The 13,035-nt window shown below is 72.7% G+C and carries 10 protein-coding genes; 3 read left to right on the top strand and 7 right to left on the bottom strand.

Annotated elements, in window-relative coordinates:
- Window positions 1–106 precede the first annotated feature (106 nt).
- From PUR71_RS11550 to mmuM, 5 genes are all read right to left on the bottom strand, one after another.
- Window positions 107–1,702 (bottom strand): glycerol-3-phosphate dehydrogenase/oxidase, encoded by a 1,596-nt coding sequence (locus PUR71_RS11550; protein ID WP_329926739.1) that lies wholly within the window; start codon window positions 1,700–1,702, stop codon window positions 107–109.
- Window positions 1,703–1,877: 175 nt separating this feature from the next.
- The gene (gene glpK, locus PUR71_RS11545; RefSeq protein WP_329926737.1) at window positions 1,878–3,398 is read right to left on the bottom strand and encodes a glycerol kinase GlpK; all 1,521 of its coding nucleotides are present in this window, start codon (window positions 3,396–3,398) and stop codon (window positions 1,878–1,880) included.
- A 105-nt stretch (window positions 3,399–3,503) separates the two neighbouring features.
- On the bottom strand, window positions 3,504–4,232 hold the full coding sequence (locus PUR71_RS11540) for an MIP/aquaporin family protein (protein ID WP_443077423.1): 729 nt from the start codon (window positions 4,230–4,232) through the stop codon (window positions 3,504–3,506).
- A 285-nt stretch (window positions 4,233–4,517) separates the two neighbouring features.
- On the bottom strand, window positions 4,518–5,282 hold the full coding sequence (locus tag PUR71_RS11535; protein ID WP_329926734.1) for an IclR family transcriptional regulator: 765 nt from the start codon (window positions 5,280–5,282) through the stop codon (window positions 4,518–4,520).
- A 157-nt stretch (window positions 5,283–5,439) separates the two neighbouring features.
- Window positions 5,440–6,366 (bottom strand): homocysteine S-methyltransferase, encoded by a 927-nt coding sequence (mmuM, locus tag PUR71_RS11530; RefSeq protein WP_329926732.1) that lies wholly within the window; start codon window positions 6,364–6,366, stop codon window positions 5,440–5,442.
- 222 nt (window positions 6,367–6,588) lie between these two features.
- Here mmuM and PUR71_RS11525 point away from each other — a divergent pair, with 222 nt between their 5' ends.
- Genes PUR71_RS11525 through PUR71_RS11515 form a run of 3 tightly spaced genes read left to right on the top strand, consistent with a single transcriptional unit; the run spans window position 6,589 to window position 10,208 of the window.
- Window positions 6,589–7,476, top strand: a complete 888-nt coding sequence (locus PUR71_RS11525; RefSeq protein WP_329926730.1) for an NUDIX hydrolase — start codon at window positions 6,589–6,591, stop codon at window positions 7,474–7,476.
- Window positions 7,477–7,510: 34 nt separating this feature from the next.
- On the top strand, window positions 7,511–8,059 hold the full coding sequence (locus PUR71_RS11520; RefSeq protein WP_329926729.1) for an NUDIX domain-containing protein: 549 nt from the start codon (window positions 7,511–7,513) through the stop codon (window positions 8,057–8,059).
- 46 nt (window positions 8,060–8,105) lie between these two features.
- Entirely contained in the window at window positions 8,106–10,208 is a 2,103-nt protein-coding gene (locus PUR71_RS11515) for an acetoacetate--CoA ligase (protein WP_443077422.1), read from the top strand.
- Between the two features lie 54 nt (window positions 10,209–10,262).
- Here the strand turns inward: PUR71_RS11515 and ptsP are convergent, their stop codons facing one another.
- Both ptsP and PUR71_RS11505 read right to left on the bottom strand, forming a co-directional pair.
- Entirely contained in the window at window positions 10,263–11,933 is a 1,671-nt protein-coding gene (ptsP, locus tag PUR71_RS11510) for a phosphoenolpyruvate--protein phosphotransferase (protein ID WP_329926725.1), read from the bottom strand.
- Between the two features lie 98 nt (window positions 11,934–12,031).
- Entirely contained in the window at window positions 12,032–12,481 is a 450-nt protein-coding gene (locus PUR71_RS11505) for a PTS sugar transporter subunit IIA (protein WP_329926723.1), read from the bottom strand.
- Window positions 12,482–13,035: the final 554 nt, after the last annotated feature.

Below are 13,035 nucleotides of genomic sequence, written 5' to 3'. Positions count from 1 at the left end.
TGGTCAGCGCTGCTCACTTGCCCGCACGCGTCGCGAGGCTGTGCTCACTTGCCTCCACGCTTCGCGAGGCTGTGCTCACTTGCCTCCACGCTTCGCGAGGCTGTGCTTACTTGCCTCCACGCTTCGCGAGAAAGGCCTCGACCTCGTCGCGGATCTCCGGCGTGTCCAGCCCGCGCACCGTCATGGTCGTGCGGCGGCGCAGCACGTCGTCCGCCGTGTACGCCCACTCGTTCTCGGCGGCGTAGGCGACCTGGGCCCACACGTCCGGGCCGTCCTCGTGGATCGGCCGGCCGAGCTCCGGGTTCTCGTCGATCATGCGGGCGATCTCGAAGGACAGGGTGCCGTAGTGGCTGGCGAGGTGCCTGGCCACCAGCGGCTCCATGCGGGAGCCGGGCTCGCGGTCGATCAGCAGGCGGTGCGCGACGGCGTTCGGCGCGCCGACGCCCGGCAGCGGGACGGTCGGGGCGATCGGGGACATGTCCTCGGCGAGGCCGGTGCCGGGCACGTGGGCCAGCTTCTCCAGCACGGCGCGGCCGATGTGCCGGTAGGTGGTCCACTTGCCGCCGGAGACCGACAGCATGCCGCCGCGGCCCTCGGTGACGACGGTCTCGCGCTTGGCGGCGGCGGTGTCGCCGGGGCCGCCGGGCAGGACGCGCAGGCCCGCGAAGGAGTAGGTGATCAGGTCGCGGTCGAGGTGCTCGTCGCGGATGGCGTGCGAGGCCTCGCCCATGATCTGGTCGATGTCGGCCTGGGTGGCGCGGACGTCCTTCGGGTCGCCCGTGTACTCCTCGTCGGTGGTCCCGAGCAGGACGTGGTCCTCCCACGGGATGGCGAAGGAGACGCGGTACTTGTCGATCGGGATGGTCAGCGCGGCGCGCCACGGCGAGCGGCGCTTGACGACGACGTGCGCGCCCTTGGAGAGGCGGATCGACGGCGCGGCGCCGGCGTCCTCCATGGTGCGCAGGTGGTCGACCCACGGGCCGGTGGCGTTGAGCACCAGGCGGGCGTTGACGCCGAACTCGCTGCCGTCGAGGCGGTCGCGCACCTCGGCGCCGGTGACCCGGCCGGCGGTGAAGCGCAGGCCGGTGACCTCGGCGTGGTTGAGCACGACGGCGCCGGCGTCCACCGCGGCGCGGACGGTCATCACGGCGACGCGAGAGTCGTTCATCTGGTGGTCGCCGTAGACGGCCACCGAGCGCAGGCCCTCGGTGCGCAGCGCCGGCACCTGCTGCGCGGCGTGGGCGGCGGTGGAGACGCGGCCCATGCCGTCGCGGAAGGCGGACAGCGCCGAGTACAGGAAGACGCCGGCGCCGAGCTTGGCCGCGCCGTGCGGGCCGCCCTTGTAGACCGGCACGAAGAAGGTCAGCGGGTTGACGAGGTGCGGGGCGACGTCGGTGGAGAGCGCGCGGCGCTCCTTGTGGTTCTCGGCGACCAGCTTGACCGCGCCGGTCTGCAGGTAGCGCAGGCCGCCGTGGACGAGCTTGGAGGAGGCGCTGGAGGTGGCACCGGCGAAGTCGCCGGCGTCGACCATGGCGACCTTCAGGCCGGCCTGGGACGCGGTCCAGGCGACGGCCGTGCCGAGGATGCCGCCCCCGATCACCAGCAGGTCGTAGGTGGCCTTGCCGAGCAGTTCGCGGGTCTCGGCGCGGGAGGCGGTGCGGCCGGCGGTGCGCTCGGCGCCCAGGGTCGGGATGGTTGCCATGGTGGTTGTGTACGGCGCGCTGGTCGGGCTGCGCCGTTACTCCTCTCGGGTGCGGTGCGGCCCCTGCTGGAGAGGCCGGTCGGCCCGGTGCGGCGGGCCGGTGAAACACGGGTGCGCCCGTTGCCGTGAACAGCGGGCGGCCGGCCGGGGCACGGGGCCCCGACCGGCGGGTCTGTCAGTTGTTCTCTTCCTCCTCCACCCAGCCCATGGTGCGCTCCACGGCCTTGAGCCACTTCTTGTACTCGCGCTCCCGGGTGGCCTCGTCCATGCGCGGGGTCCACTCGGCGGCGCGGTGCCAGTTGGCCCGCAGGGTGTCGAGGTCGTTCCAGAAGCCGACGGCGAGTCCGGCCGCGTAGGCAGCGCCGAGGGCGGTGGTCTCGGCCACGTACGGGCGCTCGACCGGGGCGTCCAGGACGTCGGCGATGTTCTGCATGAGCAGGTTGTTGCTGGTCATGCCGCCGTCGACCTTGAGGGCGGTGAGCTCGACCCCGGAGTCCTTCTGCATGGCGTCGACGACCTCGCGGGTCTGCCAGGCGGTGGCCTCCAGGACGGCCCGGGCCAGGTGGCCCTTGGTGACGTACCGGGTCAGACCGGCGATCACACCGCGGGCGTCGGAGCGCCAGTACGGGGCGAACAGGCCGGAGAAGGCCGGGACGAAGTAGGCGCCGCCGTTGTCCTCGACCGTGTTGGCGAGGGTCTCGATCTCGGCGGCGGTGGAGATGATGCCGAGCTGGTCGCGCAGCCACTGGACGAGCGAGCCGGTGACGGCGATCGAGCCTTCCAGGGCGTACACCGGGGCCTGGTCGCCGATCCGGTAGCCGACGGTGGTCAGCAGGCCGTGGTAGGAGTTGACGATCTTCTCGCCGGTGTTGAGCAGCAGGAAGGTGCCGGTGCCGTAGGTGGACTTGGCCTCGCCCTCGTCGAAGCAGGTCTGGCCGAACAGCGCGGCCTGCTGGTCGCCGAGCGCGGAGGCGACCGGGACGCCGGCCAGGTCGCCGACGGCCTCGCCGTAGACCTCGGCGGAGGAGCGGATCTCCGGCAGGACGGCCATCGGCACGCCCATCGACTCGGCGATCGCCTCGTCCCAGGCGAGGGTCTTGAGGTTCATCAGCATGGTGCGGCTGGCGTTGGTGACGTCGGTGACGTGCTTGCCGCCGTCGACACCGCCGGTGAGGTTCCAGATCACCCAGGTGTCCATGGTGCCGAACAGGATGTCGCCGGCCTCGGCGCGCTCGCGCAGGCCCTCGACGTTGTCCAGCAGCCAGCGGATCTTCGGGCCGGCGAAGTAGCTGGCCAGCGGGAGGCCGGTCTCGCGGCGGAAGCGGTCCTGGCCGACGTTGCGGCCGAGCTCGCGGCAGAGCGCCTCGGTGCGGGTGTCCTGCCACACCAGCGCGTTGTGCACCGGCTCGCCGGTGTTCTTGTCCCACAGGACGGTGGTCTCGCGCTGGTTGGTGATGCCGATCGCGCGGATGTCGTCCTTGGTGAGGCCGGCCTTCTCCAGCGCGCCGCGGACGACGGACTGCACCCGGGTCCAGATCTCGGCGGCGTCGTGCTCGACGTAGCCGGGCTGGGGGAAGATCTGCCGGTGCTCCTGCTGGTCGACGGAGACGATGCGGCCGTCGGCGCCGAAGATGATGCAGCGGCTGGAGGTGGTGCCCTGGTCGATCGCGGCGATGTAGTTGCCAGTGGAGGTCATGGGGAGGGTCCTCGGCTCGGGTCGGGGGATTACGGGGTGGGGTGGGCCTGACGCGGTCGTCCGGTCAGTCCCCGTGCTCGGCTCTGCCTATCGCGAAAGGGACTCTTAGAACAGGGCGTTGTACAGCACGCCGGCCAGTGCGCCGCCGGCGAGCGGGCCGACGACCGGGATCCAGGCGTACGACCAGTCCGAGCCGCCCTTGTTCGGGATCGGCAGGATGCTGTGCATGATGCGCGGGCCGAGGTCACGGGCCGGGTTGATCGCGTAGCCGGTCGGGCCACCGAGGGAGAGGCCGATGCCGACGACGGTCAGGGCGACGATGAGGGTGCCCATGCCCTTGAGGTCGTTGGCGCCGAGGGTGAGGATCGCCATGCAGAGCACGAAGGTGCCGATGATCTCGGTCATCAGGTTCTGGACGGGGTTCCGGATCTCGGGACCGGTCGAGAAGATGCCGAGGGTGGGCTCCTCGTTGGCCTGGAACTGACCGAGGTAGGTGAGCCAGACGAGCGTGGCGCCGATCAGCGCGCCGAGCATCTGGGAGCCGATGTAGAGCGGCACCTGACTCCAGTCGCCGCTCTTGACCGCGAGCGCGATGGTGACGGCCGGGTTGAGCTGGGCGCCGGACTTGGGCCCGGTCATGTAGGCGGCGATGAGGACCGCGAAGCCCCAGCCGAAGGTGATCGCCAGCCAGCCGGCGTTGAAGGCCTTCGACTTCTTGAGGGTCACGGCGGCGCAGACGCCGCCGCCGAGGAGTATCAGGGCGGCGGTGCCGAGGGTTTCGCCGACGAATACGTCGCCGTTGGAGAACGCGGACACAAAGACTCCCTTGTCCATGAGGCCCGGAGGTGCGGGTGGGGGCAGGTGGCCGGGAGATCGCCGTGCGGGTGAGCGCGCTGGGGGAGTGATCTTCCCGGCCATCGTTCGACAATGTCGACCGTCATGCGGAAGCTTCCTCCCCAGGTCGGCCCCGCGTCAAGGCGGGGTTACGCAGCTGTGACCCTCGCCTCGGCGCGTCCCCCGAAGTTACCCAGCGGAGCGCCCCGAATCATGACAAAACGCCAAGGCGCGGACAGGCCGACCGCCCGTCCGCGCCTCAGCGTGACGATTCGACTCCCGTGCTCAGAACCGGCCGGCGCCCAGATCGCGCGAGATCGCCCGCGCCGCGCTGCGCACCGAGGCCACCAGCGAGGGGCGCACGAATCCGTCCTCGCACACCCGCTCCACCGGCCCGCTGATGCACACCGCGCCCACCGGGTTGCGCCGCCGGTCCTGGATCAGCGCGCCGATCGAGGCCACGCCGTCCCAGGTCTCCTCGATCGAGTCCGCCCAGCCGCGCTCGCGGATCAGCGCGCACTCCGCGTCCAGGTCGCTCGCCTCGGTCAGCGTCCGCAGGGTGTACGACTCGTACGGCCCGTCGCCCAACTCCCCGCGCGCGACCGGGTCGTAGGCCACCAGTACCTTGCCGAGGGCGGTGCTGTGCAGCGGCTGCATCGACCCGACCTCCAGCACTTGCCTGGTGTCGTCCGGCCGGAAGACGTGGTGCACGATCAGCACGCCCTGCTGGTGCAGCACCCCGAGATAGACGGTCTCGCCGGCCGCCCGGGCCAGGTCGTCGGCCCACACCAGGGCCCGCGCGCGCAGCTCGTGCACGTCCAGGTAGCTCTGGCCCAGGCGCAGCAGTTCGGCGCCCAGCTGGTACTTGCCGCTCTCCGGGTCCTGCTCGACGAACCCCTCCTGCTGCAGCGTGCGCAGGATGCCGTGCGCGGTGCCCTTGGCGAGGCCGAGCGCCGTCGCGACCTCGGACAGGCCCAGGCGGCGTTCGCCGCCGGCCAGCAGGCGCATGATCGCGGCGGCCCGGGAGAGCGACTGGATCGGGCCGGGCATGGGGACCTCCGCGCTGAACAGGCGGTCGACATTGTCGACCGCAGGGGTAACGGGACGAGTTTGCCAGGCGTCCGGTGCTCCGTGCACCTTCCCCCTCGGTAACCCGCGCTCGGCCGCCTGGTGACCTCCGTCGCCCACGGCCGGTTTCCGCCCGGGCTCAGTCCCGCCGGACGGTCACCTCGGCGGCCAGCGCCGCGATCCCGTCCGGCCCCACCCGGCAGCACCCGCCGACCAGCCGGGCCCCGTCCGCGAGCCACCCGCGCACGCGCGCCGAGCGGAACGTCGGCTCCCCGCGCCAGCCCCGTACCTCAGGGTCCCAGTGCTCCCCGCTGTTCGGGTACACCACCACCGGCTTCCCCGTCACCTCCGCCGCCAGGGCCACCGCCGTGTCCGCGTCCTGCGGCGTGCAGCAGTTCACGCCCACCGCCACCACCTCGTCGACGTCCCGCGCGAACGCGAACGCCTGAGCCAGCGGCTGCCCGGCCCGCGTCCGGTCGCCCGCGACGCTGTACGACAGCCAGGCGGGCACCCCGAGCCCCCGGACGACCTCCAGCATGGCCTCCGCCTCGTCCGTGTCCGGCACCGTCTCCAGCGCCAGCACGTCCGGGCCCGCCGTCGCGAGCACCTCCAGCCGCGGCCGGTGGAACGCCACCAGCTCCGCGACGCTCAGCCCGTACCGCCCGCGGTACTCCGAGCCGTCCGCCAGCACCGCGCCGTACGGCCCCACCGAGGCCGCCACCCAGCGCCGCCGCCGCCCACCCGGCTCGCTGCGCGCCGCCTCCCGGGCCAGTTCCACGCTGCGCGCCATCAGCCGCGCCGACTCCGACCGGCCCAGCCCGTGCCGCGCGAAACCGTCGAAGCTCGCCTGGTAGCTCGCCGTGATGGCGACCTCCGCCCCGGCCGCGAAGTACGCCCGGTGCGCCTCGACCACCGCCTCCGGCGCGTCCGCCAGCAGCCGTGCCGACCACAGCTCGTCCGACAGGTCGTGCCCCTGCGCCACCAGCTGGTTCGACATCCCGCCGTCCAGGACCAAGGGGCCGGCCGCCAGCGCGGCGGCGAAGTCCGACGGGGGAGTGGCGGGCATGGGAGCCTCCTGGGGAACGGTCGTGGCTGGTCACAGCCTAGGAGCCGAGCGCCCTCGCCCGCCCGGAAAACCGTTTGCCGGTCCGGAACGGACTCGCTACGTTGTGCTCATCCCGAGAACGACGGCGCTCCTGTGCGGCCCGGTGCGGCCACGGGCAACAGGCCCGGGCGCGATACGGATCCCGGGCGCCAGCCACGAGACGACAGCACGGAGACGCCGACGATGGCCGCCGACGAGCCCCACCCGCCCCACACCGGCCCGGAGTCCGAGCGCGCATGGCTCGCCACCTACGACCCGCGCGCCTACACCCCGGTCGCCGTCACGGTCGACGTCGTCGCCCTCACCCTGCGCGAAGGCCGCCTCCACGTCCTGCTCGTCGAGCGCGCCGCCCCGCCCTACCAGGGGTCCTGGGCGCTGCCCGGCGGATTCCTGCGCGCCGGCGAGGAGAGCCTCGACGAGGCCGCCGCCCGCGAACTCGCCGAGGAGACCGGCCTGTTGGGCAGTTCCGACCTGGAGTCCACCCTCAGCCGCATCCACCTCGAACAACTCGGCACCTACGGCGCACCCCACCGTGACCCGCGCATGCACGTCGTCTCCGTCGCCTACCTCGCCTTCGCCCCCGACCTCCCCGACCCCCAGGCCGGCTCCGACGCCGCGGCCGCGGCCTGGCACCCGGTCGCCGGCCTCGCCCCCGGGCCCGTCGGCCCCCCGGAGACCGCCGCTGAGCCCGCCGACACCCACGGGGGTGGCGTCGGCGGGCCCAGCGGCCCCACCGCGCTCGCCTTCGACCACGCCCGGATCCTCGCCGACGGCCTCGACCGCGCCCGCGCCAAGATCGAGTACAGCCCGCTCGCCACCGCGTTCCTGCCGCCCGACTTCACCATCCCCGAGCTCCGCGCCGTCTACGAGGCCGTCTGGGACGAGAAGCTCCACCCCGGCAACTTCCACCGCAAGGTCCTCTCCGTCCCCGGCTTCGTCGAGAGCACCGGCACCACCACCGAGCGCGGAGGAGCCCGCGGCGGCCCCCGCGCCCGCACCTACCGCGCCGGCGACGCCCGCCTCCTCCACCCCGCCCTGCTCCGCCCCGCCCGCGAGGACGAGATCCGCTGACCGCCCGCGGGCGCCCCCGGACTACCATCCGGACATGACCACCGACGACATGACGAGCACGGTCAACCGCCCCTTCTCCCACTGCCACTTCTGCGGCACGCCCTACCCGCCCGCCACCCGCGACTGGCCCCGCACCTGCACCGGCTGCACCGAGATCAGCTACCGCAACCCGCTGCCCGTCGCCGTCACCGTCCTGCCCGTCACCCGGCCCGACGCCGACCCCGCCCTCGTCGTCATCCGCCGCACCATCGAGCCCGGCTACGGCGAACTCGCCTTCCCCGGCGGCTACATCGACTTCGGCGAGACCTGGCAGCAGGCCTGCGTGCGCGAACTGCGCGAGGAGACCGGCATCCTCGCCGACGCCGCCGACATCACCCTCGTCTCCACCTCCTCCGACCCCCACGGCCGCTTCGTCTTCCTCTGCGGCCTGCTCCCCGCCCGCCCCCTCGCCGAACTCCCGCCCTCGCGCCCCACCGACGAGACCGACGGCTGGCTGCTCGCCCACGCCGACACCCGGCTCGTCTGGGACTTCCACACCAACGTCTCCCGCGCCTGGTTCAACGGCGAACTCGACCGCCCCTGACCAGCCCGCCGCTCCCGCGGCACACCCTGGCGCAGCGGCCGCTCACATGGCATGGTCTGCACCGACAGCCCAACCGGACGGGCCCGCCACGAGCACTCCCGTCCCCACCACCGGCCGGGAGACCACCACCGTGAGCACCCCCCTCCAGGACCAGCCGCTCTGGCGACCCAACCCCGCTCGCGCCGCCGCGACCAGCCTCGTGGCGTTCCAGGCCTGGGCCGCCGAGCACCACGGCGCCCCGGCCGCCCCGCTCGCCCCGGCCGACGACGACCGGCAGGCCGAGGAGCGCTACGCCGCCCTGCACGCCTGGTCCACCGAGGACCTCGGCCGGTTCTGGACCGCGGTCACGCAGTGGTTCGACGTCCGCTTCACCGAGGCACCCGAGACCGTCCTCGCCGACCCGGCCATGCCCGGCGCCCGCTGGTTCCCCGGCGCCCGCCTCAACTACGCCGAGCAGGCCCTGCGCGCCGCCGAGGACACCGCCAACGCCGACCGGCCCGCGATCCTCCACCTCGACGAGACCACCGACCAGCCGGCCGTCCTCACCTGGTCCGAACTGCGCCGCCAGGTCGGCTCCCTCGCCGCCGCCCTGCGCGCCCGAGGCGTGCGCCCCGGCGACCGCATCAGCGCCTACCTGCCCAACGTCCCGCAGGCCGCCGTCGCCCTCCTCGCCACCGCCGCCGTCGGCGCGATCTGGACCAGCTGCGCCCCCGACTTCGGCGCCCGCAGCGTCCTCGACCGCCTCCAGCAGATCGAGCCCACCGTCCTGTTCGCCGTCGACGGCTACCACTACGGCGGGAAGGACCACGACCGCACCGACGTCGTCGCCGAGCTGCGCCGCGAACTCCCCAGCCTGCACACCGTCGTGCACGTCCCGCTGCTCGGCGCCCCCGCCCCCGAAGGCGCCCTCCAGTGGGACGACCTGACCGCCGACGACGTCGCCCCCGTCTTCGAGCCGGTCCCCTTCGACCACCCCCTCTGGGTGCTCTACTCCTCCGGCACCACCGGCCTGCCCAAGGCCATCGTCCAGAGCCAGGGCGGCATCCTGCTCGAACACCTCAAGCAGGTCGGCCTCCACCTCGACCTCACCCCGCAGGACCGCTTCCTCTGGTACACCTCCACCGGCTGGATGATGTGGAACTTCCTCATCGGCGGCCTCCTCGTCGGCGCCACGATCGTCACCTACGACGGCAGCCCCGGCCACCCCGACACCGGCGCCCTGTGGTCGGTCGCCGCCCGCACCGGCGCCACCGTCCTCGGCACCTCCGCCGCCTACGTCATCGCCAGCCGCAAGGCCGGCCTCCACCCCGGCCGCGACCTCGACCTCTCCGCCGTCCGCTGCATCGGCACCACCGGCTCCCCGCTCCCGCCCGACGGCTTCCGCTGGATCTACGACGAGGTCAAGGAGGACGTCTGGCTCGCCTCCGTCAGCGGCGGCACCGACGTCTGCTCCTGCTTCGTCGGCGGCGTCCCCACCCTGCCCGTGTACCTCGGCGAGATCCAGGCCCCCAGCCTCGGCGCCGCCGTCGAGTCGTGGGACGTCCAGGGCCACCCCCTCATCGACGCCGTCGGCGAACTCGTCGTCACCAAGCCCATCCCGTCCATGCCCACCGGCTTCTGGAACGACCCCGAGGGCACCCGGTACCACGACAGCTACTTCGACGTGTACCCCGGCACCTGGCGCCACGGCGACTGGATCACCGTCACCTCCCGCGGCACCGTCGTCATCCACGGCCGCTCCGACTCCACCCTCAACCGCCAGGGCGTCCGGATGGGCTCCTCCGACATCTACGAGGTCGTCGAGCGCCTCCCCGAGATCGCCGAGTCCCTCGTGATCGGCCTGGAGGAGCCCGACGGCGGCTACTGGATGCCGCTGTTCGTCGTCCTCGCCCCCGGCGCCGAACTCGACGACGACCTCATCGGCCGCATCCGCACCTCGCTGCGCACCGAGCTCTCCCCGCGCCACGTCCCCGACGAGGTCATCACCGTCCGCGGCCTGCCGCACACCCTCACCGGCAAGCGCATCGAGGTCCCGGTGAAGCGCATCCTCTCTGGCACCCCGCTGGAGCAGGCCGTCAACCCGGGCTCCGTCGACAACATCGACCACCTGCGCTTCTTCGAGCAGCTGCGCCGCGACCGCCAGTCCTGACGAACGCCGAAGGGGCGCCCCCGAGCGGGAGCGCCCCTTCTCTTCCTACCCCTACTACTCGCCGGAGAGCACCTGCTGCGCCGCGGCGCGTGCCTCGTCTGCGCTGTCCGTGGCCCGCGCCGCCTCGGCGGCCCGGCGGCACTGCGCCAGCGTGTACTTGGCCAGCGTCGACCGCACGTAGGGGATCGACGCCGCGCCCATGGACAGGCTGGTGACGCCCAGGCCGGTCAGCACGACCGCCAGCAGCGGGTCGGCGGCGGCCTCGCCGCACACGCCGCAGCTCTTGCCCTCGGTCTGCGCCGCCTCGGCGGCCGAGGCGATCAGGTCGAGCAGCGCGGGCTGCCACGGGTCCTGCAGCCGGGCCAGCGCGCCCACCTGACGGTCGGCGGCGAAGGTGTACTGCGCGAGGTCGTTGGTGCCGAGCGACAGGAACTCGACCTCCTTGAGGATCGCCCGCGCCCGCAGGGCGGCCGACGGGATCTCCACCATCGCGCCGAACTTCGCGTCCAGACCGGCCTCGCGGCAGGCGTCGGCGAAGTCCTTGGCGTCCTTGCGGTCGGCCACCATCGGCGCCATGACCTCGAGGTGCACCGGCAGGCCGTCGGCCGCCTTGGCCAGCGCACGCAGCTGCGTCCGCATGACCTCGGGGTTCTCCAGCAGGGTGCGCAGACCGCGCACGCCGAGCGCCGGGTTCGGTTCGTCGGCCGGGGTGAGGAAGTCCAGCGGCTTGTCCGCGCCCGCGTCCAGTGCCCGGACGACGACCCGGCCCTCCGGGAACGCCTCCAGCACCTTGCGGTACGCCTCGACCTGCTTCTCCTCGCTCGGGGCCTGAGCGGAATCGTCGAGGAACAGGAACTCGGTGCGGAACAGGCCGACGCCCTCGGCGCCGTTCTCCAGCGCGGCCGGCACGTCCGCGGGACCACCGACGTTGGCCAGCAGCGGCACCCGGTGCCCGTCCGAGGTCCGGCCCGGACCGGTGGACGCGGCCAGCGCGGCCTTGCGCTCAGCGGCGGCGGCCCGCAGCTCGTCCTGCTTCTCCTGCGACGGCTCCAGCAGGACGTCGCCCGAACTGCCGTCCACGGCCACGACGGTGCCCTCGGCGACATCGGTCGCCCCCGGCAGCGCGACCACGGCCGGCACGCCCATCGCCCGCGCGAGGATGGCGCTGTGGCTGGTCGGCCCGCCCTCCTCGGTCACGAAGCCGAGCACCAGGCTCGGGTCCAGCAGCGCGGTGTCGGCCGGAGCGAGGTCCCGCGCGAACAGCACGTACGGCTCGTCGCTGTCCGGCACGCCCGGCATCGGCACGCCCATCAGCCGGGCGACGATGCGGTTGCGCACGTCGTCCAGGTCGGCGACGCGCCCGGCCAGGTACTCCCCGGCCGACGCGAGCAGCGCGCGGTAGGCGGCGAAGGCGTCGTAGACGCCGCGCTCGGCGCTGCTGCCCACGGCGATCCGCCGCGCCACGTCGGCCATCAGCTCCGGGTCCTGCGCCATCAGCGCCTGGGCCTCCAGCACCGCCTGGGCCTCGCCGCCGGCCAGGTTGCCGCGGGCGTTCAGGTCTGCGGCCACCGCCTCGACGGCCGCCTCGGCGCGAGCCTGCTCGCGCGGGGCGTCCTCGGTCGGGATCTGGGTCGCCGGCGGCTCCAGCACCGCCGTCCCCATGTGCCGCACCTGGCCGATCGCGACCCCGTGGCTCACACCCACGCCGCGCAGCGTCTTCGTCATGTCACCTGTCTCCGCTGAGATGAGCGGCCCCGCCGGGAACCGCTGTGTGGGGGCCGCCCCGTCATCTCGTCCGGGGCGGGTGTGGGGAAAGAAAGAGGTCAGCTCCAGCTGAACAGGTCGTCGCCGGCCTGGATCTCGCCGTCCTCGCGGACGGTGCCCAGCGAGTCGGCGGCGGCCTCCAGCGCGACGATCGGCGAGATCGGCGACTTGCCCGCGACCTCGACGTCGGCCGGGTTCCACTTGATGACGGCCTGACCGCGGGTCACCGTGTCGCCCTTGTTGACGAGCAGCTCGAAGCCCTCGCCGTTAAGCTGCACGGTGTCGATCCCGAGGTGCGTCAGCACACCGTGCCCGTCCGCGTCCACGACCACGAACGCGTGCGGGTGCATGGAGACGACGACACCATCCACCGGAGCGACCGCCTCGGTCGGCTCGCGCACCGGGTCCACCGCGGTGCCGGGACCGACCATCGCCCCGGAGAACACCGGGTCGGGGACGTTCGCGAGCCCGACGACCCGGCCGGTCAGCGGCGACGTCACAGTGGTCATGGTTTGTGCCTCCCAAGTGCGCAGTACAGCAAAGGGCCGCGAGCAGCGGCGCGACGATCAACTGAAGCCTAAATCATGTCAACTTGGGACATCAGCTGACATTCCCGGGCGACGACTCACGCCCCGCCCGCCCCGCAAGCCGGCAGCACACCGACCCGCTAGTGGTCTAGTCCTCTTGGTCGATGCGCCGCACTCTACAGGCATCTTGGCGAATCGGGACCATTGCTGTATATGCTCGCGAGAGCAACAAATCATGCCGCCGACCGGGTGACACCCGGCGCGCCCCGATTCGCGCTCCGGCGGACGACCCGCTATGGTTGGTCGAGTCGCCGCAAGTCGGCGGTTAACAGCAGATTTCAGATGTGAAAAGCGCCGGAAACGGCAGGGCAAACATCTGGTAAGCTGGAAACACGGAAGAACGAAGCGCCCGGAGGGCCCGCTGGAAGGCGGCTCGAAGGAAGCGTCCGTTCCTTGAGAACTCAACAGCGTGCCAAAAGTCAACGCCAGATATGTTGACATCCCCGGCCTCGGTCCTTCGGGATGGGGGTTGGAGA

Source organism: Streptomyces sp. SP17BM10, from assembly GCF_036322405.1.
Classification (GTDB): Bacteria; Actinomycetota; Actinomycetes; order Streptomycetales; family Streptomycetaceae; genus Kitasatospora.
This window is presented reverse-complemented; position numbering and strand designations above follow the sequence as displayed.

What these genes read in the sequence shown, in the direction of transcription:
- ptsP (WP_329926725.1), bottom strand. Translation starts at nt 11,933, where the DNA reads ATGACGAAGACGCTGCGCGGCGTGGGTGTGAGCCACGGGGTCGCGATC.
- PUR71_RS11540 (WP_443077423.1), bottom strand. Translation starts at nt 4,232, where the DNA reads ATGGACAAGGGAGTCTTTGTGTCCGCGTTCTCCAACGGCGACGTATTC.
- PUR71_RS11505 (WP_329926723.1), bottom strand. Translation starts at nt 12,481, where the DNA reads ATGACCACTGTGACGTCGCCGCTGACCGGCCGGGTCGTCGGGCTCGCG.
- mmuM (WP_329926732.1), bottom strand. Translation starts at nt 6,366, where the DNA reads ATGCCCGCCACTCCCCCGTCGGACTTCGCCGCCGCGCTGGCGGCCGGC.
- PUR71_RS11515 (WP_443077422.1), top strand. Translation starts at nt 8,106, where the DNA reads ATGGCATGGTCTGCACCGACAGCCCAACCGGACGGGCCCGCCACGAGC.
- PUR71_RS11550 (WP_329926739.1), bottom strand. Translation starts at nt 1,702, where the DNA reads ATGGCAACCATCCCGACCCTGGGCGCCGAGCGCACCGCCGGCCGCACC.
- glpK (WP_329926737.1), bottom strand. Translation starts at nt 3,398, where the DNA reads ATGACCTCCACTGGCAACTACATCGCCGCGATCGACCAGGGCACCACC.
- PUR71_RS11520 (WP_329926729.1), top strand. Translation starts at nt 7,511, where the DNA reads ATGACCACCGACGACATGACGAGCACGGTCAACCGCCCCTTCTCCCAC.
- PUR71_RS11535 (WP_329926734.1), bottom strand. Translation starts at nt 5,282, where the DNA reads ATGCCCGGCCCGATCCAGTCGCTCTCCCGGGCCGCCGCGATCATGCGC.
- PUR71_RS11525 (WP_329926730.1), top strand. Translation starts at nt 6,589, where the DNA reads ATGGCCGCCGACGAGCCCCACCCGCCCCACACCGGCCCGGAGTCCGAG.